The sequence below is a fragment of the Acinetobacter sp. YH12023 genome, from assembly GCF_013420135.1.
Taxonomy (GTDB): Bacteria; Pseudomonadota; Gammaproteobacteria; order Pseudomonadales; family Moraxellaceae; genus Acinetobacter; species Acinetobacter amyesii.
The window spans coordinates 1-19,523 of the sequence record NZ_VOYU01000019.1; the positions used below are offsets into that span (position 1 = coordinate 1).

General features: G+C 40.7%; 15 protein-coding genes and 1 pseudogene. 5 read left to right on the forward strand and 11 right to left on the reverse strand.

Features of this window, described 5'->3' with window-relative positions; all coding sequences use genetic code 11:
- From FTT92_RS15560 to catA, 7 genes and pseudogenes are all read right to left on the reverse strand, one after another.
- Positions 1 to 762: pseudogene (locus FTT92_RS15560) on the reverse strand (IS3-like element ISAba14 family transposase); the annotation flags it as partial.
- A 401-nt stretch (positions 763 to 1,163) separates the two neighbouring features.
- Complete coding sequence (benE, locus tag FTT92_RS15565) at positions 1,164 to 2,387, reverse strand: benzoate/H(+) symporter BenE (protein ID WP_180172566.1); 1,224 nt, start codon at positions 2,385 to 2,387, stop codon at positions 1,164 to 1,166.
- Positions 2,388 to 2,450: 63 nt separating this feature from the next.
- On the reverse strand, positions 2,451 to 3,236 hold the full coding sequence (benD, locus tag FTT92_RS15570) for a benzoate diol dehydrogenase BenD (RefSeq protein ID WP_180172567.1): 786 nt from the start codon (positions 3,234 to 3,236) through the stop codon (positions 2,451 to 2,453).
- Positions 3,237 to 3,250: 14 nt separating this feature from the next.
- Complete coding sequence (benC, locus tag FTT92_RS15575) at positions 3,251 to 4,267, reverse strand: benzoate 1,2-dioxygenase electron transfer component BenC (protein ID WP_180172568.1); 1,017 nt, start codon at positions 4,265 to 4,267, stop codon at positions 3,251 to 3,253.
- Positions 4,268 to 4,361: 94 nt separating this feature from the next.
- Positions 4,362 to 4,871, reverse strand: coding sequence for a benzoate 1,2-dioxygenase small subunit (benB, locus tag FTT92_RS15580; RefSeq protein WP_180079092.1), 510 nt, complete (start codon positions 4,869 to 4,871; stop codon positions 4,362 to 4,364).
- Positions 4,868 to 6,265: a benzoate 1,2-dioxygenase large subunit gene (benA, locus tag FTT92_RS15585; RefSeq protein ID WP_180172569.1), complete on the reverse strand. Its 1,398-nt coding sequence runs from the start codon at positions 6,263 to 6,265 to the stop codon at positions 4,868 to 4,870. The genes benB and benA overlap by 4 nt, the downstream gene beginning before the upstream one ends.
- A gap of 85 nt (positions 6,266 to 6,350) precedes the next feature.
- Positions 6,351 to 7,271, reverse strand: coding sequence for a catechol 1,2-dioxygenase (catA, locus tag FTT92_RS15590; RefSeq protein WP_180172570.1), 921 nt, complete (start codon positions 7,269 to 7,271; stop codon positions 6,351 to 6,353).
- Positions 7,272 to 7,551: 280 nt separating this feature from the next.
- Here catA and FTT92_RS15595 point away from each other — a divergent pair, with 280 nt between their 5' ends.
- The 4 genes from FTT92_RS15595 (at position 7,552) to FTT92_RS15610 (ending at position 13,970) form a co-directional block, all read left to right on the forward strand.
- A complete protein-coding gene (locus FTT92_RS15595) occupies positions 7,552 to 8,466 on the forward strand; it encodes a LysR family transcriptional regulator (RefSeq protein ID WP_180027179.1) in 915 nt (304 codons plus the stop codon).
- Positions 8,467 to 8,657: 191 nt separating this feature from the next.
- The gene (locus FTT92_RS15600; protein WP_180172571.1) at positions 8,658 to 10,031 is read left to right on the forward strand and encodes an MFS transporter; all 1,374 of its coding nucleotides are present in this window, start codon (positions 8,658 to 8,660) and stop codon (positions 10,029 to 10,031) included.
- Positions 10,032 to 10,157: 126 nt separating this feature from the next.
- Positions 10,158 to 11,471, forward strand: a complete 1,314-nt coding sequence (locus FTT92_RS15605) for a DcaP family trimeric outer membrane transporter (RefSeq protein WP_180172572.1) — start codon at positions 10,158 to 10,160, stop codon at positions 11,469 to 11,471.
- A gap of 369 nt (positions 11,472 to 11,840) precedes the next feature.
- Positions 11,841 to 13,970, forward strand: coding sequence for a TonB-dependent receptor domain-containing protein (locus FTT92_RS15610; RefSeq protein ID WP_180172573.1), 2,130 nt, complete (start codon positions 11,841 to 11,843; stop codon positions 13,968 to 13,970).
- Positions 13,971 to 14,075: 105 nt separating this feature from the next.
- Here FTT92_RS15610 and FTT92_RS15615 read toward each other — a convergent pair whose 3' ends face one another.
- Complete coding sequence (locus FTT92_RS15615; protein ID WP_180172574.1) at positions 14,076 to 15,512, reverse strand: amidase; 1,437 nt, start codon at positions 15,510 to 15,512, stop codon at positions 14,076 to 14,078.
- A gap of 120 nt (positions 15,513 to 15,632) precedes the next feature.
- Positions 15,633 to 17,057 (reverse strand): PLP-dependent aminotransferase family protein, encoded by a 1,425-nt coding sequence (locus FTT92_RS15620; RefSeq protein ID WP_180172589.1) that lies wholly within the window; start codon positions 17,055 to 17,057, stop codon positions 15,633 to 15,635.
- Between the two features lie 197 nt (positions 17,058 to 17,254).
- Between FTT92_RS15620 and FTT92_RS15625 the strand changes: the two genes are divergently transcribed.
- Positions 17,255 to 18,070 (forward strand): hypothetical protein, encoded by an 816-nt coding sequence (locus FTT92_RS15625; RefSeq protein WP_180172575.1) that lies wholly within the window; start codon positions 17,255 to 17,257, stop codon positions 18,068 to 18,070.
- 209 nt (positions 18,071 to 18,279) lie between these two features.
- Here the strand turns inward: FTT92_RS15625 and FTT92_RS15630 are convergent, their stop codons facing one another.
- Both FTT92_RS15630 and FTT92_RS15635 read right to left on the reverse strand, forming a co-directional pair.
- On the reverse strand, positions 18,280 to 18,438 hold the full coding sequence (locus FTT92_RS15630; protein WP_168379604.1) for a hypothetical protein: 159 nt from the start codon (positions 18,436 to 18,438) through the stop codon (positions 18,280 to 18,282).
- 121 nt (positions 18,439 to 18,559) lie between these two features.
- Positions 18,560 to 19,441: a LysR family transcriptional regulator gene (locus FTT92_RS15635; protein ID WP_078193328.1), complete on the reverse strand. Its 882-nt coding sequence runs from the start codon at positions 19,439 to 19,441 to the stop codon at positions 18,560 to 18,562.
- Between the last annotated feature and the right edge of the window lie 82 nt (positions 19,442 to 19,523).

The following is a 19,523-nucleotide window of genomic DNA, read 5'->3' on the forward strand; positions in this document are numbered from 1 at the left end:
ATACCCTATGCGCAAGTACCTTGCGGCTATGCCAATCAATCACAGCACATAAATAAACAAAGCCTTTTGCCATAGGGATATACGTTATATCCGTAGACCACACTTGATTACTGCGCTGAATAGCCAACCCTTTGAGCAGATATGGATATTTACGGTGAGCTTGATTAGCCTGGCTTAAATTTGGTTTGCAATATAACGCCTGAATACCCATTTTCTTCATTAAAGTACGTGTATGACGTCGTCCTATATGATGTCCTTGACGATTCAACAAATCACGCATCATACGACTGCCTGCAAAAGGATATTGCATATGTAATTCATCAATACATCGCATCAGCTTCAGATCTGATGCACTCACAGGTTTTGGGCGATAGTAATAACAACCACGGGAGACTTTCAGCAGCTTAGCTTGCTTAGATACTGAAATCTGAAGTGAGTCGTCGATTAACTTTTGTGGTTGAAGCGGCCCAGTTTCTTCAACACACCTTCTAAAAAATCAATTTCTAATGCCTGCTCACCGATTTTTGCATGTAGTTTTTTTAGATCGATGGGTGGTTCTGTTGGAGCTTTTGATTGATCGAAAGCTTGCGAGGAAGCTGAGATCAATTGATTTTTCCAGTCAATAATTTGGTTTTGATGAACATCAAACTCAGCACTCAATTCAGCAAGTGTTTTTTCTGCTTTAATCGCAGCAAGTGCTACCTTAGCTTTAAAATCATTTGAATGATTTCTTCTTGGTCTACGTGCCATAAAATACTCCATATATTGATGTTTATAACATCATTTGAGGAGCAAAATATCACTTATAGGAGTTGTTCAAATTTACGGATCCATCTCTTAAAAACCTTTAGATTTACGCTGCTGATAAAGTTTATGTTGGTTCAAATTAGATGGTTTTTTTTAAACTAAGGCTAGGTGGCGATTACTTCATCATAAAAATTGAATCTGTGCGGTGCTATGCTTATTTGCCTAAAGGGTTCGCTGGATTGCCAAAGTTGTAGAGCTTTTATTGACTGCTGTGGATTAGATGTGCAAGAAGCTTTTGAAATCGCTCATCGAGAATTGCCTGAATTAACCGAAGTCTAAATGAAAGCTTTTTGTTTTTGATTAAACAAAGAAGATGTAATTTTCCATCTTCTTTGTATTAACAATGCGTTTGGATATTATGAACTTTTAGAATCTTGAGACGTTGTTATCGGTGCTTGTGTGGCTACTCGTTTGGTCAAAATGACATGTGCCGCGACACCGATACAAATCCCCCAAAATACTGAGCTTAGCCCTAAAAAATGCATACCTGAGGCTGTCGCTAAAAAAGTGATCAGCGCTGCATCACGGTTGGCCTCATTTTTCATCGCAACCGACATATTTGTCCCAATCGCACCTAATAACGCTAAACCTGCAAGTGCAGCGACTAACTCTTTAGGTAATAGGCTAAATAACATGACAATGCTGCCTGCAAATAAGCCACCTAAAATATAAAAAATACCATTGGCAATACCGGCTATATAGCGTTTTTCTTTTAGTTCATGTGCATCTTTGCCCATACACATAGCTGCGGTAATAGACGCCAAAACAATGGTAATGCCCCCGACACATGCGACAGCGAGCGAGGCAATACTGGTCGCTGTGATAATCGGCTTGGCTGGCGTGTCATATCCACTGAGTTTCATGATCGCCATCCCCGGAAGGAATTGACCACTCAGACTGACTAAGATTAAGGGAATCGCCAAATTTAAAGTTGAGTTCCAAGTCCAAATTGGGGCAATAAACTGCGGTATAGCGAGTTGAAAATTCACATCAACAGGATTAATTTTTCCTAATGAAAAACTCAAAACGACTCCAGTCAGTAAGACCCAAATCATCGCGTAGCGTGGCGATAGTCTTTTAGAAATCAGAAAGACCAATAACATGCCAAAGACAATGATCGGCATACTATCTGTAGCAGTGAACAGTCCAAGCCCAAACTGAAATAAAATACCTGCCATCATTCCCGCAGCGACATCTTGAGGAATCCATTTTAAGAGTTTGTCAAAATAGCCGGTGATGCCAATCAAAAATATAACGATAGCAGACGTGATATAAGCCGCTATGGCTTCATTCAGCGAAATATTCGGAAAGAGGGTGACTAAAAGAGCCGTACCGGGCGCTGACCACGCGGTAATCACCGGGGTTTTATATTTAATAGAGAGATAAATACCCGCCAGTGCTGCACCAATAGAAATGCCCCAAATCCATGAAATCATCATGGCTGGGGAGACTTGGGCTTTTTGTGCGGCTTGGAAAAAAATAATCAATGGGCCTGAATATGAAATCAGCACGGCTAAAAATCCTGCAACCGTCGCTGAGATCGACCAATCTTCTTTTAATGTTTTTAACAGGGGTGCCATCGCTTTTGCCTCCATGCAACTATGTCAATGAGCCTGTTGAATTTAACCAATGATTTTTAGAGATTAACCTTGATCTCCACCACCAACAGGGACGACCGTTCCAGTCATATAAGATGAATCATCGGATGCCAAAAATAGGATGGCATTGACTTGTTCCTGAATTGTGCCATAGCGCCCCAAGAATGTACGGTCAATGGTTTGATCGACCACGTCTTGCATCCATTGTTTTTCATGATCTGACAATGGGTTTGCGTTTCTTGGTACTTTCCGTGGTGGCGCTTCTGTGCCACCTGTGGCTACGGCATTGACTCGAATACCATCTTTGGCATGCTCAAAAGCGAGTGCAGCGGTTAAGCCATTGACCCCACCTTTTGACGCTGAATATGGCACACGGTTAATACCACGGGTTGCAATAGAAGATACATTTACAATCGTCCCTTGCTGATTTTTAATCATTTCAGGTAACACGGCTCGGCAGCACCACATAGTTGGAAATAATGAACGATTAACTTCCTTAACGATTTCTTCTTCTGAAAACTCTTGGAAGGGCTTCATCCAAATCGCACCTCCGACGTTATTGATCAAGATATCAATTCGGCCATATTTTTTAATGGCTTGGGTAGCAACTAATTGAGCGCCTGAATATGTTTCAAGATTGGCTTTAACAATAATGGCATCGCCATTATGGGCTTGAATATCGTTCAGCGTATCTTCAACAAAATCTGAAAGATCTGCCAACACCACTTGAGCGCCTTCTCGGGCCACTTGTAGTGCGACTCCACGACCGATACCTTGAGCGGCACCGGTTACAATGACAACTTTATTGCTAAATCTCGCTTGTTCTGACATTAAACTATTCTTCCTTAATTTGCTGAGAATTTTTCAAACAAGAAGTTTGCAGGTTTAACGCCTTCTGTATCTAACCAGCTACGTACCGCTTCAACCATCGGTACAGGACCACAGAGATAAATATCTACATCGCCGTTGTTTAACCAATCTTTTTCAACATGACTGGTCACATAGCCTTTACGTTCATGCTGTGACTCAGGGTGAGCGACCACAGTACGGTATTCGAACCAGGGGAGTTTGCTTTGTAATTCATCGAGCTTGTCTTTTGCCACGATGTCAAAGTCATTGGTTACGCCAAATACAAGACGAACAGGTTGTTCAGAACCTTTTTCTTCAAGCACTTGTAACATGGACATAAACGGCGCAATACCTGTACCACCTGCAAGCATGACCACAGGGCGGACGATATTACGCAGATAAAAACTACCAAAAGGACCTTTGAAGGTCATTTTGTCGCCGGCTTTCGCATTGGCACTCAGGAAGGTACTCATTTTTCCTTCAGGGACATTACGAACCACGAAGCCTGTAAAACGATTGCCCGGCTTTGAACTAAACGAATACGAACGTGTTTCTTCAGTCCCCGGAATGCCGACATTGACGTATTGACCTGCCAAGAAGTTAATGTCAGGTTGATCTTCATCCAGTTGAATATCAAAGGTAATCGTAGAATCCGACATATTTTCAACACGAGACAATGTGCCTTGAAACTCATGAATTTCAGTTTTACACACGTCAGATGATGCACTGATTTGGAAAACCGCATCTGAACTTGGACGACATTGGCAAGCTAAAATATAACCTTGCTCAGCTTCTTCGGGGGTTAAAGCGTCTTCGATATAAGATTCTTCAGGCATGTCGTAAGTTCCCGACTCACAAAATGCACGGCATGTCCCACATGCGCCATCACGGCAATCTAGAGGGATATTGATTTTTTGACGATAGGCTGCGTCGGATAGGGTTTCACCTTGAGCAACACTAATAAAACGAGTAACGCCATCTTCAAATTGAAGTGCAACATTATGGTTTGACATGGCTGAATATCCTTTTGAAAATCTGGTATAACGTGTCCTTTCAGCCAAATATCCTTCTGGCTGAAAGTAAAACCTTGCTTAGTAAAATAAGCTTTTAGAGGTGATAAATATCAATAACTTGGTTGATATAATCGTTTTTCAGAACAACATATTTGCTGAGGATTTTTGGCTGCTCACCTGAAAAATCAATTTCATAACGTGACATGCCAAAGTAGCTATAGTTGGTTTTGTAGCGGAAACTTAAGGTGTTCCAGTTAAAACGCACCGTCACTTTGTCGCCATCACGTTCAATAATCTCGACGTTATTAATGTTATGGCTGGTTCGGGTATCTGGCATCGTGGCAGATGAACGCTCAGTTTTAATGCGGAAGACACGGTCTTCTAAACCTTGGCGGTCTGGATAATAAATCAAAGAAATCTCAGACTGCGGATCTTCCGTTAGGCGGTCATCGTCATCCCAAGCCGGCATCCAAAATGATGCAGATGGGGCATAGCACTCTAGCCACTCATCCCACTTTTCATCATCTAAAAAACGCGCTTCGCGGTAGAGGAACTGAGATACAGCTTCAATGCTTACGCTGTCTAAATGTGCAGTTGCATTCATGCGACATCTCCTTGTTCATTTGCGACTTGTTCTGTCAATTCTTTTTCTTCAGCAATGGCATGTTTCATGGTTTTTAACCAATATTGATGCTGAGCAAGGTAAAGACCTTCATCTTCCGTTTTGATGCCACTTAATAGTGGTTTTAATCCAATTTCATTGGCTGCATCATCCGGTCCATGAATCCAGTGTTTTGAACCACGGCACATGTCGTTCCATTCCAGTTCAATCCCTGCATAACCTGCTTGGCAGGCACGGAATTCTTCTAAATCATCAGGTGTTGCCATGCCTGAAGCATTAAAGAAGTCTTCATATTGACGAATACGACGTGTACGTGCTTCTGGCTCTTCACCAACAGGGGCGATACAGTAAATGGTGACTTCAGTTTTATTGACAGAAATCGGGCGTAAAACGCGAATTTGTGAACCGAATTGATCCATCAAATAAACGTTTGGATAAAGGCATAAGTTACGTGAACGCTCGATCATCCATTTCGACATCGGCGCGCCGAATTTTTCAGTATATTCATCGGCTTTGCTAAAGTTTGGACGGTCTTCTGGGTTTGCCCATTGGGTCCATAACAACATGTGACCACTGTCAAAACCATAAGAACCACCGCCTTGCTTGCCCCAAGAACCCGCACTCATGGCACGAATATTATCTGCGGCTTGCGCTTCTTTACGGTGCTGAGTGGTTGCTGCATAGTTCCAATGCACGGCTGATACGTGATAGCCATCTGCGCCATTTTCAGCTGTCAGTTTCCAGTTACCTTCATAGGTATAGGTAGATGAACCACGTAAAACTTCCAAACCATTTTCCGACTGACCTTCGATCATGTCGATAATTTTGGTGGTTTCACCTAAGAATTCTTCAAGGCTTGGCACATCAGGATTTAAGCTACCAAATAAAAAGCCTTTATAACTTTCAAAGCGCGCGACTTTTTTCAAGTCATGTGAACCATCTTGGTTAAAGCAATCTGAATAACCCGCTTCAGCAGGGTCTTTAACTTTGAGCAATTTACCTGAGTTATTAAAAGTCCAACCATGGAATGGACAGGTGTAGGTTGCTTTGTTGCCTTTTTTATAACGACATAACTGTGCGCCACGGTGTGAGCAGGCATTGATCATGGCATTCAGTTCACCATTACGGTTACGTGCAATGATGATCGGCTGGCGACCGATATGAGTCGTGTAATAATCATTGTTATTTGGAATTTGGCTTTCATGTGCCAAATACACCCAGTTACCTTCAAAAATGTATTTCATTTCAAGATCAAATAACGCTTGATCAGTAAATACTGAGCGGTGCAGTTTAAATTCACCAGTGTCAAAATTATCGACAAGAAGTTCATCAATACGATCTAGATGGCTGGTGTTAATTACAGGAATACGTGGCATGTCCATTCTCCGACTGTCCAATGAGGGGATAGTCGCCGAGTTGTCATACTAGGATGAGACAGCTCGGCTTCCTTTGAGTGAGTAATTAAGCGCTAGCGCGTCGACGATCTACTTCAGTATTTGGTGCTGCTGCTTGTTCTTTAACTAACTCAACATTAAAGCTAATGTGCTTAAACGGTTGGTTTAGACCACGACGCGCAATTTCAGCTTCGTCTGTGATATCAACAGCAGTTGCTACCAGACCATCACGAGTTGCAAAGGCGAAGTCGTCCCAAAGGTATTTATCACCTTCGATGTTGAATTGAGTGGTTAACTTGCGGTAACCTGGTGCAGAGATAAAATAATGTACATGCGATGGACGGTTACCATGACGGCCTAATTTGTCTAAAACAAATTGAGTTGTACCTTCTGGAGGGCAGCCATAACCAACGGGCATCGTAGTTTGTGCAACATATTTACCGTCTTGGTCAGAAAGAATCGTACGGCGAAGGTTAAAGTCAGATTGAGACTTATCAAAGAAAGAATAGTTACCTAGGCTGTTGGCATGCCAAATTTCAACTTTAGCGCCTTCAATGATGTTGCCTTCGGTATCTGTTACTGTACCTTCAATAAACAGTGTTGGAATTTTATCGGTTTCCGTACCATCATCCATACGAGCAAAGCCCACTGATTCAGGTGCGCCAGCCACATATAAAGGGCCTTCAATGGTACGTGGTGTACCACCTGTAATACCTGCTTTCGCATCAGCTTCATCCGCACGTAAATCAAGATAGTGCTCTAAACCTAAACCTGCGGCTAAAAGACCCAATTCGTTCGCTTGACCTGCATCTGTAAAATACTCTAGACCTTTCCATAGTTCAGTTTGAGTAATATCTAGATCTTCAATCGCTTGGAATAAATCACCCAATAAACGTACCACAACTTGCTGTACACGTTGGTCAACAGGCCCTGTCGCTGTATCTACGTTCATATGTTTAACCAGAACATCAATCTCTTGACGGTTCATACTATATCTCCTTAAGTATGCATTTAAGTATGGGTGGCTATCACTCGATAAAAGAGGTCTTTGGCTGCCACGTTCCTTGTTTGGTTGTCTAACAATACTTTTTAAGTTGTTTCGTGTAGCGGCTGAAGCTTCTTTCAGGTAATGCACTGCACGATGTTTTGATCTGTTGGATGGGATTAAATTTGCTTAATCCTGTCTATGTGATATACCTTAAAAGAATAAAATCTTCACGTCGAAGATCAAATTTGCATTTTATTATACTTAATAGGTATCGATAACCATGGAACTAAGACACTTAAGATACTTTGTCGCGGTGGTTGAAGAGCAGAGTTTTACCAAAGCGGCAGAAAAACTATATATAGCTCAACCACCTTTGAGTCGGCAGATTCAAAATTTGGAACATGAGCTTGGAATTCAGTTATTTGAACGAGGTAGCCGTCCGCTTAAGACTACAGAAGCAGGTCAATTTTTTTATCATCATGCTTTAAAACTTTTGTCTAATGCAGAAGAAATTAAATCGATGACGAAACGAATCGGTTTGACAGAAAGAACAGTGACAATCGGTTTTGTGAGCTCTTTATTGTTTGGTTTACTCTCGAATATTTTGTATTTATTCAAACAACAACATCCACATTTAAAAATAGAAATGGAGGAAATGGCCACCACAGAACAAATCAAAGCATTAAAGGAAGGTCGTATAGATGTCGGCTTTGGGCGTTTGCGTATTTCAGACCCCGCGATCAAACGGGTTTTACTGCGAGAAGAACGCTTAGTAGTAGCCTTACACGCTAGTCACCCTTTGGCACAAAAAAAGGAAGGGGTATATCTTGCAGATCTGATCGATCAGCAATTGATTTTTTACCCAAATCACAACAAACCAAACTTTTCGACCCAAGTGCGTGGCATATTTTCAGAGTATGGTTTGGAACCTAAAAAAGTACGTGAAGTACGTGAATTACAACTGGCACTAGGCTTTGTTGCAGCGAATGAAGGAGTTTGTATCACCCCAATGAGTGCCCAAAGTGTGCAATTAACACATTTAACCTTTGTTCCTATCTTAGATGAAGCCGCGATTAGCCCTGTATTTATGGCTGTGCGTCATATGGATGAGAGCGAAGATATTCGTGGTTTATTTGATAGTGTTTATCAAGTATATGATTTAGAAGCGATTCCATATGATCGTGCTGTGTTTTGAGTATGCTGTCGCTAGACGTTCAGATGAACTGCAGTTATGAAATGATCTGTTTAAATAAAGCGGAATCAAGGGATTAATTTGTATTCAACTTTTTAGGTATACAAACATGCCTAATCGGTTTTGGACATTAAGCACCGACTTATTCATTGTGAAAAGCGAATTTTACAAGCTTCACAATTAGGAGGTGGGCTATGCAAAACCAGAAAATTAATATTAATACCTTGGTTGATGAAGCCAAATTTACGCCATTTCATTGGGGTGTTTTGATTTGGTGTCTTTTGATTATTATTTTTGACGGTTATGACTTGGTGATCTATGGCGTTGCCTTACCGTTGTTGATGCAAGAATGGTCCTTATCTGCGGTACAAGCCGGCTTACTGGCAAGTACGGCTTTATTTGGCATGATGTTTGGTGCCATGTGTTTTGGCACACTGTCCGATAAAATTGGTCGTAAAAAAACCATTATGATCTGCGTCGGTATTTTTAGTGGTTTTACCTTCTGCGGCGCTTTTGCAAGTACTCCAGTTGAGTTTGGTATTTTACGCTTTCTTGCCGGTCTAGGCATCGGTGGCGTTATGCCGAACGTTGTGGCATTAATGACAGAATACGCGCCTAAACGTATACGTAGCACCTTGGTTGCACTAATGTTTAGTGGTTATGCCATTGGTGGTATGGCTTCAGCATTATTGGGTGCTTGGTTAGTGCCTGTATATGGCTGGAAAATCATGTTTTATATTGCAATTATTCCATGTCTTGCACTGCCTTTAATCTGGAAATTCCTCCCTGAGTCATTGATGTATTTAACCTCAAAGCATCAAACAGATACGACTCGAACGATTGTCTCTAAAATTGCGCCTGAACAAGTCCTTACAACAGATACTCAATTTGTACTCAATGAAATTTCTGAAGAAGACAAAGCTCCGTTAAAAGCATTATTTCAACAAGGCCGTAGTTTCAGTACGTTCATGTTCTGGATTGCATTTTTCATGTGCTTATTGATGGTTTATGCACTTGGAAGTTGGTTACCAAAATTGATGATTCAAGCCGGCTATTCGCTTGGTGCAAGTATGATTTTCCTCTTTGCACTGAATATTGGTGGAATGGTAGGTGCTATTGGTGGTGGTGCTTTTGCAGACCGATTCCATATTAAAAAAGTACTGAGCATCATGTTCATGTGTGGCGCGGTGGCTTTAATCTTACTGGGCTTTAACAGTCCGCAAATGGTTCTGTATACCTTAATTGCTGTTGCAGGTGCAGCTACCATCGGTTCGCAAATCCTACTTTATACCTTTGTCGCACAATACTATCCAACCAAGGTACGTTCTACAGGTATGGGCTGGGCATCGGGGATTGGACGAATTGGTGCAATCGTTGGACCGGTACTTACTGGTGCGCTGTTAACCATGAATTTGCCGCATCAAATGAACTTCTTGGTGATTGCCATTCCGGGTGTCGTAGCTGCTTTAGCAATTTTTATGGTGAATTTACAAGCGTCAGTAGAGGCATCTACTCAAGGTCAATTGCCAAAGCTCAATACACAAGCCATTAAAAATCCAGCGAATTAAGCCGGTATTTAAAGATTTAACATTACCCCAAAATTTTAGTTTCCAGGCCCTGATGCACAGCATGAGGGCTAGTGGGAAATTGTGACAAAAAAATAAGGAAAGGGCATCGCCCAAATCGAGGTCAGGATGAAAACTCAAAAGCTAAATTTAGTCAAAAAAACCTTTAAATTTAAACCGATGCTACTGGCTTGTGCAGCTGTCTTCCCCATGTGGACACATGCGGCAGTCAGCGAGGCTGAAGTTGAACAGTTGCGTGAAGAAGTCAAAGCGTTAAAAGCCATGATGCAGCAATATGTTCAACAGCAAAACACCTTGTCGAGTGAAATCAAAGATGTAAAACAACGACCTGTAGTTGCTGCCCAGACTCAAAAAACAACTCAAACACCGAGCCTGAGTTTAAATACCAAATCGGGCGCTGAGTTTAGCTTGTATGGCAATGTGCGTGCAGATGCATCTTATCAGGCAGAAGGCGGCAGCTTATCTCGCCTGTATAACCAAATGAATAGTGTTCCGCTAGAAGGAAATGCTGAAAGTTCAGATCGTTTAAAAGCAACACTTGCTGCCACACGTTTAGGACTAGACTTTAAAACACCGACTCAAGTGGGCGATGTAGGCGGTAAAATTGAAGTCGACTTTTTGGGTGCAAATGATGGACTGCGGATTCGTCATGCCTATTTGACCTATGGTGATTGGTTGGTGGGGCAAACATGGTCTAACTTTGCTGTACCTGATTATATGCCTGAAACCATTGATGCGTTGGGCTATGTCGGTGGTGCTGTTAAACGTACACCGCAAGTTCGCTATAGTCACAAATTTAGTCCAGAGACAAATCTTGTACTCGCCGCAGAAGATTCTAAGGATGACAGCTCAAATATGCGTTTGCCTGCATTAACAGCGCATTTAAACCATAAAATGACAGATACACTCATGTTGAGCGCACGTGCGATGGGTGCTGAAAAGAAAACGGATACGGATACAGAAACTGCATGGGGGCTTGGTCTGGGCGCAAAGCTAGATTTGACGGATAAAACAGTGCTCAAAGCGGATTATTACCATGTCAAAGGCGACAGTAGTTTTGTGTCATGGACCAACCAAGGTTTTGTGACCAATGCGGATAAAGACATCATCGCCACCAATGAATTTGACTCGATTACAGTAGGTTTAACTCAACAAATTTCAGCACAATGGCGCGGAACATTGGGCTATGGTTATATGAAAGCAGATAATAATGCAGATTATGTCAACTCATTAGTCGATAAAACCAAGGCCAATAAAAACTTGTGGCAAGCTTGGGCAAATGTATTTTACAGCCCTGTTAAGCCGATTAGTTTAGGTCTGGAATATGTCTATGGTGAACGTGAAGCTTTTGGCGCTGCGCCAAATGGCAGTACTAAAGGTGAAGATAATCGAATCAATGCAGTCGCGATGTATAACTTCTAATGTCGTTACAGAGAATTGTTAAATTTAAATTGCCTTAGAAATTTCAATATCAATTTAACGAGAGCGGGATTGGAAGTATGTTCAGGTTTTGACATTTAATTTTCCGAAAAACTTTCAATACGTGCTCTCAATCCATACACGCCCTTGATCTTCTCCGATTGAGGGCTTTTATCTTATTTAGAAACTTTTATTTTTTGACTAAAAAATATAATTATCTGTTTTATTTCATTTAACAAATCATTTGAATATAAAAATACGAAGAAGGATATTGATAAAAATCATGAATTTTGAAATATTTTGATACATACATGACGATAAAACACACTACAATCCTTGCCGTCAATTTCGTTTCACTTAGAAGACGCAATCATGGATGTCCCTCAATTTTCCAAATATAACAACACGTCACTTAAGCTTTTAAGCCTGATGATGCTTACTGCAATGGCACAATATAGTGTTGCAGATAGCAATGTATTACCTGAAATCACCATTAACGTTGAACAAAGTTCAATGGATGATCAAATAAAAAAAGCATTGACTAAAGTAAATGGTGCAACCAATGCGATCGTTGCAGCAGACATTCAAGATGTACCCAAGCGAACAAATGCTGATTTATTTAAAAATCAACCGGGAATTTACGCGGCATCTTCAGGAAATGAAGGGGTAAAACTGTCGATACGTGGCTCGGGGATCAATCGCGCACCGGGGGCGCATGCTTCAGGGTTGTATGTAACCTTAGATGATTTGCCATTTACAGGGCCAGGAGGAACACCTTATGAACTGCTTGAGCCGCTGTGGGTAGACCATATAGAGGTTTTACGAGGGGCGAATGGTTTAACACGTGGCGCATTAAGCCTGGGTGGTCTAATTAACTATGCAAGCCCAACAGGAAAAAATGCAGCAAAACTGTCAGTGCATCATGAAATGGGTAGCCACGGTTATCAAAAAAGTGAAATCAGCTCAGGACAACAAATCGGTGACTTAGATTATTATCTTTCCTTAACACAAAGTGATGATGACGGTTTTCAAGATCATGCTTCAAGCCAGAGCAAAGGTTTATCGGCCAATGTGGGATATAAAATAAACCCTAACCTAGATACACGTTTTTATCTGCGTTACCGAGAGACTGAACACCAAACGCCGGGACGTCTAACCCAACAACAGATTGAACAAAATCCAAAACAAGCAGTAGCCCAAAATATCTCGCTGAATAATAATCGTCCGCAGCCGGGAAGTCTTTGGTTGGCGAATAAAACCAATATGACTTTGGACTCGGGTGATCGTTTACAGTTGGGTCTGGCCTATCACCATTATCCGATGGATTTGCAAGAAGGTTTGTATAGTACCGATGTTGACTATGACGATATCATTACCTTATTTAACTACCAATTTGACCGAACGCTATGGGGGCATGAAAGCCAAAATACTTTAGGTTTTCGTAGTACCACGCATTTGCCAGATGGTCAGGTCGTTGAACGCTTGCGTGTAGCGCAAGGCGCCTATGCTGCGGGTACAGAAACGCGGCATTATACCTACCAAGGTGGTGACTATGTTTTACATTATGCCAATGCCTTGGCACTACACCCACAGTTTTGGCTCGATAGTCGAGTTGCATTGGCGTACACCCATCGTGAAAGTGAAGTGACATGGCCTGTGCAGAGCCATAAAGAAAATATTCGTGAATGGAATGTCCTGCCATCGCTAGGTTTCCGATATCAAATCAAACCAGAAACACAGCTCTTTGCCAATGTCAGTCGAAGCTTAGAAGCACCACATCCATGGGCTTTAATTTGGGGTTCGGATCAAAAGTTCCCCGATGAAAGTGGCGCAGCGACGGGACGCCAAAATGCTCCGATTCATTTGAATAGTCAGACAGCGAATACTCTTGAACTAGGTGGGCGTGGTCAACATGCACTGGGTGAGTGGAATATTGCATATTACTATTCACAGGTTAAAAATGAACTGTTGGCTGTTGAAATCCAACCAGAGCCTAATCCGATAATTTACGAATCGAATGCTTCAGACACCATCCATCAAGGGATTGAAGTCGGTTTAAACAGTTCACTTTGGCAAAATGATACATATGGACAGGTTCAACTAAAACAAGCCTATACCTTGAATGATTTTCACTATAAAAATGATGCGGTATTTGGAAAAAATGAGCTTGCAGGTATACCAAAACACATCTATCAGGCTGAACTGAAATACGAACATCCTTTAGGCTTTTATGCTGCGGTGAATACACTTTATGCCGCAAAGGTCGCAACCGACTATGCCAATAGTTTCTACGCAAAAGATTGGCAAATTTGGGGAGCATCGTTCGGCTATATTCAACCGCAAAAACAGTATATGGCTTGGTTGGATTTCAGAAATATGGCTAATAAAAAATATGCATCTACCGTGACACCGAGCTATAACGATGCCGGCAAAGATCCTGCTCGTTTAACACCTGGTGAAGGTCGGGCGGTATATGCAGGACTGACGTATCATTTTAATTAAGCATCTTGTATTTAAACAGTGATCTATTAAAAAGCTTTGATTCGCAGATTTGAAAATAAAAAAGGGAGTCAATCAGCTCCCTTTTTTAACTCTTTGATTGGTTTGTTAAGCAGTTCGAGGCATATCTTGAATACGTCGCCATGGCTGAGCTTCTTCAATTTCATACGCCAGTTCAATCAAGGTTTTTTCATCACCGACATCGGCTGATATTTGCATACTGATCGGTAGTCCGTCGTTTTGCGTTTCTCCCATAGGAATCGACATACCCGGCGCACCCACCACATTTTGGATAGGGGTAAAAGTCACATAGTTCTGTATACGTTCGAATAACTGGTCAAACGGTAATTGAGGTGACAAATAGCCAATTTTAGGTGTGGTATGTGCAAGTACAGGCGATAGCAAAACGTCATAATGCTTAAAGATTTCACGATATTGTTGCTGCATTTTCTTTAATCGATACAGAAATAGCGGGGTTTTATAAAAGTTCTTTTTATACAACTTCGATAAACCAACGGTTAAGTGATCTAACTCTTTTGGATTAAAGTCAGCGCCAAAGATTTTCTTGCCAAAGGTACTCAGTAAAAAGGACAACATCCCCCAATATTCACTAAAATCTTCAACAAAGCTTAAGGAAAAAGGTAACTGAAGTTCTTCAACATGATGACCTAATTTTTCCAAGAGTGCTGCGCTATGCATTAAGGTTGTAGTTGTTTCGCTATCTATTTGCCCTGTAATCGATTGCGGGACTAAGCCTATGCGTAGGCGACGTTTAGAAGGGCCATGAATCATGCCTATTCGTGGCAGTTTTTTATTGTAATAACTTGACTCCATTCCTGCATAAAAATGCGCTGTATCTCGTATGCTACGGGTTAAAACACCTTCACTGATGATATTAATCGGAAGAGAGCCTGCTGCTTCACTGTCATAAGTACGGCCACGGCTAGGCTTTAATCCAATCAAACCGCAGCATGCAGCAGGGATACGAATTGAACCACCGCCATCATTGGCATGGGCAATCGGCACTACACCGGCTGCAACGAGAGCTGCAGAACCGCCAGAAGACGCGCCGCAGGAATAACTTAGATTCCAAGGGTTATAGGTGGCTGAGCCATCTTTATATTCGGTACTGGCATTTAGACCAAATTCAGGGAGCTTAGATTTTCCTAATACGACAAACCCTTGATCTAAGATTTGTTGGCTAATTTGAGGATTACGATCGGCTGGTTTTGAACCTATGGCCTTTGAACCATGGCGTGATGGCAATCCTTGATAATCTAGATTATCTTTAAAGAAAAAAGGGACGCCCGCAAATAGACCATGTTCAACATATTGATTTTGCTCTAAAGCACGCTGAAAACAGTCCAATTCAATGGCATTTAGATACGGATTGACTTGTTCCGCACGTGCAATGGCCGCTTGTGTTATTTCCTGTACAGAGGCTTCTTTAGATTTGATGAGCTGTGCAATCCCCACAGCATCCAGATCTGTGAGTACATCCGAACTAAAGGCATGTATGCGTTGACTGTGTTTTTGATCTTCCATGAACTAACCTATTTGTTTTTTGAATTTTGGTAAATATTGAATGAATTCATTGTGATCTCAACAACAAATATATGTATTTGAACAATATCTGTTTGAGCATAATAATGACAATAAAAATTGTCAAATATTCATCTGATCTGAGGAAAGTGCAGAGATTGTACTAAGGAGGGCATCTAAAGCCTGTTGAATCTCATCCTTCCATGCAAAGGAACAATTTAAACGGATATATTGAGTTTTGGCTTCTGATACGTTAAATAAACGGCCTGGAGCAACACCGATCTGCTGGTGAATTAGGGCTTCATAGATTGCCATACTTTCAACGTTTTCTGGTAGTTTTAACCAAAGAAAATAACCACTTGGATGATATTGTAATTTGCATCCAGTCGGTAGGCGGCTTTCCAAATAACGGTAAAACTGTAATTTGTGTTGCTGTAGACTTTTTCTTAGGACCCGTAAATGTTTTTCATAATGATAATTTGAAATAAATTCCACCAAGGCATTTTGCAATAAGGTATTGACGGAAATCGTGCTCATAAGCTGCAAGTGTTGAATCGCTTGAGAGTATTTACCTGCATGCACCCAACCCACTCGAAATGCAGCGCCCAACGTTTTAGAAAAAGAAGAGCAATGTAAGACCATATTATTTTGGTCAAAGTATTTCATTGAAACAGGTTTCTTAGACGCATAATGCATTTCTTCATACACATCGTCCTCAATTAAATACACATGATATTGGTGTAAGAGCACGGCAATTTTTTGCTTGATTTCATCACTCACTGTAAAGCCCACAGGATTATGCGAATTCAGCATCAGCCAACAAATTTTGACGGGATAAGTTTTTAAAATATGTTCAAACGCGGTTAAATCAAAACCGTCTTGTGGATGTTCAGGTAAGGTCACCACTTTAAGGCCTAAGCGCTCTGCAGCTTGCAAGGCGCCATAGAAAATATTTTGCTGTAACACAATATAATCACCCGGTGAGGCAATGGCCTGTAAGGAAAGATTCAGTGCATCCATACAGCCTGAGGTAATCACAATATCCTCTGGGTCAGTGGCTATGCCTTGCATGCAATAACGCTGTGCAACCAACTTACGTAGAGCTAAATTACCGGGTGGAAGATTATCAATGGCATCGTAACTTTTGGGATTTCGGGAAATTTGCCCCATGATTTGGGTTAGCTTTTTAGAAAAAACAATGTCTTGAGCTGGAAAGGCTGAACCCAATGGAACGATTTTTTCATCTTGTATCGATTTTAAATACTTAAAGACCAGAGAGTTAATTTCAATGGGGGTGTTTAAAGACACGATTTGAGTTTGTTCAGCCTCTATTTCGACTAAGCCTTGCGCTACATAGTAGCCTGATTTTTCACGTGCATAGATTAAGCCACGCGATTCTAACTCCTGATAAGCATTCATGACCGTGATCAAACTAAAACCGCACAACTGCACTTGTTCACGTAAAGACGGGAGCTTTTCGTGCGCTTTTAAAGTGCCATTTTCAATCAGTTGACGTAGGTGCTGAGCAAGCTGTTCCGATTTATACATAGTCATCAACAAGACAAGATTCTGTTATAAATATATCAGTAAAATTAATTGTGCATTATATTTTTATAACAGATGAGGCTGTACTGTTATATGTTTTTTCAAATTCGCTGTATCTAGTTTTAAGCTTGAATTTTTTATAAGGTGTATTGACAACAACACTTGTGGCGTCAAATGGTATGGAAGTTAGGGAGTTGAGTATGTTTAAAGCCAGTGAATTAGAACTGTTACAACATTTACTGGTGGATGTTCCATTGACAGATTCAACGCTGCATCTGCTGCAACAAAAGCATACTAATTTAGAAGCGGTGCTGTTACGCAGTCGAATTTTGCGACAAGTACAGCAAGTGGGCTATGTCAGTATTTGTCAGGAGCATATGCACGCCAAGGCTGAAAATGCTGCTTTTTTATTTGCACCCTTTATTTTAGCGAATTTGAATCAGAAGGTGATCTACGCTACACCACAAAGCCCTGAAAATGTTGCGATATTAAATCGTTATTATCAAGCGGAGGCTAAACTTAGCGCATTTAAAGTTGATGATGTTTTATCGGGACTAAATGTCTATATTGAGCTACATAATGAACAACTATCGCCAGCAGAATACTTCTATTTTAGTTTGATCAATAGCTTATGTAATCCGAAAGTTTCCAAAATCATTTGTATTACACATCTACATATAGACTTAGAAAAATTAAAACAGCTCGCTGAATTTTTAGATGTTGAAATCCATGTATTGGCGGATAAAGCTGAACTGATTGACTTTGATCTAAATAAAATCAATATGTTAAAGCTGCTATTTAAAGACAAAGATCAGCAATATATCGATTTATGCCAAAAATTTTCGGTCATTAACGCCAAAATTTTACAACGATTAAGTTTATATGAATTTGACCGTGCGCAAGTCTTGGTAGAAGACATGTTTTATTCAGAACACATCTTTGAAAAAATGTCGGTCTACGGTGAATATATTCAAACGCATCTACAGCACCAAGTTAAAATGCAAAGTCCTGCATAAGCGATTCAGATGGGCAAGTAATTTTATAGCTGTGATTTGATCACTTTAAAAATGCAAAAAGCTTGTAAATCTAGACTTACAAGCTTTTTTTAAATTTAAAACCAAATTAATTGGCCTAATAATCAATTCAATATGATCTGATCATGAGCGAACATGAAATGTAAGATATACATGCAATAGCGAGTTGCAATAAGCGAATAGATTATCGCTTAAGGTAGATAGGAATTATCTGCACCAACGACAAACGCTACACCAATACAGAATAAAAGCACATAGATCGAGAACCAAATAATGGCACGCTTAAAAGCCTTATCTGAAATTTCACTGTCTGCATATTTTTGCGGTTTTTTAGGCTCTTGATTGCTCATAAGATGTACTCTAAATCCCTAGTGGTTATAGGTGATTATTAGGGTATATCGCTTGAAAGCATAGATACAACATTCATCTAAATTTCTATAACAGTTATAGTTTGGAAGGTAGCTTCATTTCTTAATCCATTAATAAACTATGATATTGGTCAGTTCTTTTTCTCAAAAAGTCCCAGACTAGCTTAATGCGTGGCTCATGTTGTAAATCGACTAAGGTCAGCATCCAAAAGGTATGCACAAAACGAACATCTTGCGCCAAGACTTGTTCTAATTCGGGTTTTTCCTCGGCCAAAAACTTGGGCAATATTGCCAATCCTGCACCCGCACTCACGGCAATTTGTTGAGCCAAAATACTACTACTTCTAAAGTTTGCATTGAGCTGAATAGGTAAACGTTCTAAACAATACAGTTCAGGGCTATAGACTAAATCATCTATATAATTCACAAAGGTATGTGATTTTAAATCTTCTAATGTATGAATGGGTTGCGTATTTTTTAAGTATTCTTTACTGCCATAAATCTTTAAACAATAGTCTGCCAGTCGAGTAATGATATAGGGGCCTGATTTTGGTCGATCGATGGAAATAACAATATCTGCTTCACGATGTGAAAGCTTGATCATTTTCGGCACAGGAATAAGGTCGATAGTCAGCAAGGGGTATTTTTTGGACAATTCTGCCAAGAGCTGTGTCAAAAATGCTGTTCCAAACCCTTCGGGTGTGCCAATTCGCACACGACCTTGCATAGGTTGGTTAGGTTTTTCGATTTGTAAAAATGCCTGTTCCATTTGTTCAACGCGAGGAACCAGTGCCAAACCTTCTAAAGTGAGCTCATAACCTGTGGCTTCACGTTTAAATAATGGTGTGCCTAAAGCCAGTTCTAGCGCATGTATACGTCGAGAAACCGTACTGTGCTCAACACCGATAATACGTGCGGTATTGGTTAGGGTTTTCGCACGAGCCAAAACCAAAAAATACTGTAAATGATCCCAATCTACTTTCATTGTTATTGTCATCCCTGTGCATATTTGCACATCAATCGTGCGTGAATCTCTATTGGTAGTCAAAATTTTCTTTGCTAGTTTG

Coding starts and splice junctions, on each gene's coding strand:
- benA (WP_180172569.1), bottom strand. CDS start 6,265: ATGCCACGTATTCCTGTAATTAACACCAGCCATCTAGATCGTATTGAT.
- FTT92_RS15610 (WP_180172573.1), top strand. CDS start 11,841: ATGGATGTCCCTCAATTTTCCAAATATAACAACACGTCACTTAAGCTT.
- FTT92_RS15600 (WP_180172571.1), top strand. CDS start 8,658: ATGCAAAACCAGAAAATTAATATTAATACCTTGGTTGATGAAGCCAAA.
- FTT92_RS15635 (WP_078193328.1), bottom strand. CDS start 19,441: ATGAAAGTAGATTGGGATCATTTACAGTATTTTTTGGTTTTGGCTCGT.
- FTT92_RS15630 (WP_168379604.1), bottom strand. CDS start 18,438: ATGAGCAATCAAGAGCCTAAAAAACCGCAAAAATATGCAGACAGTGAA.
- FTT92_RS15625 (WP_180172575.1), top strand. CDS start 17,255: ATGTTTAAAGCCAGTGAATTAGAACTGTTACAACATTTACTGGTGGAT.
- benD (WP_180172567.1), bottom strand. CDS start 3,236: ATGTCAGAACAAGCGAGATTTAGCAATAAAGTTGTCATTGTAACCGGT.
- FTT92_RS15615 (WP_180172574.1), bottom strand. CDS start 15,512: ATGGAAGATCAAAAACACAGTCAACGCATACATGCCTTTAGTTCGGAT.
- catA (WP_180172570.1), bottom strand. CDS start 7,271: ATGAACCGTCAAGAGATTGATGTTCTGGTTAAACATATGAACGTAGAT.
- FTT92_RS15605 (WP_180172572.1), top strand. CDS start 10,158: ATGAAAACTCAAAAGCTAAATTTAGTCAAAAAAACCTTTAAATTTAAA.
- FTT92_RS15620 (WP_180172589.1), bottom strand. CDS start 17,057: ATGTATAAATCGGAACAGCTTGCTCAGCACCTACGTCAACTGATTGAA.
- benB (WP_180079092.1), bottom strand. CDS start 4,871: ATGAATGCAACTGCACATTTAGACAGCGTAAGCATTGAAGCTGTATCT.
- benE (WP_180172566.1), bottom strand. CDS start 2,387: ATGGCACCCCTGTTAAAAACATTAAAAGAAGATTGGTCGATCTCAGCG.
- FTT92_RS15595 (WP_180027179.1), top strand. CDS start 7,552: ATGGAACTAAGACACTTAAGATACTTTGTCGCGGTGGTTGAAGAGCAG.
- benC (WP_180172568.1), bottom strand. CDS start 4,267: ATGTCAAACCATAATGTTGCACTTCAATTTGAAGATGGCGTTACTCGT.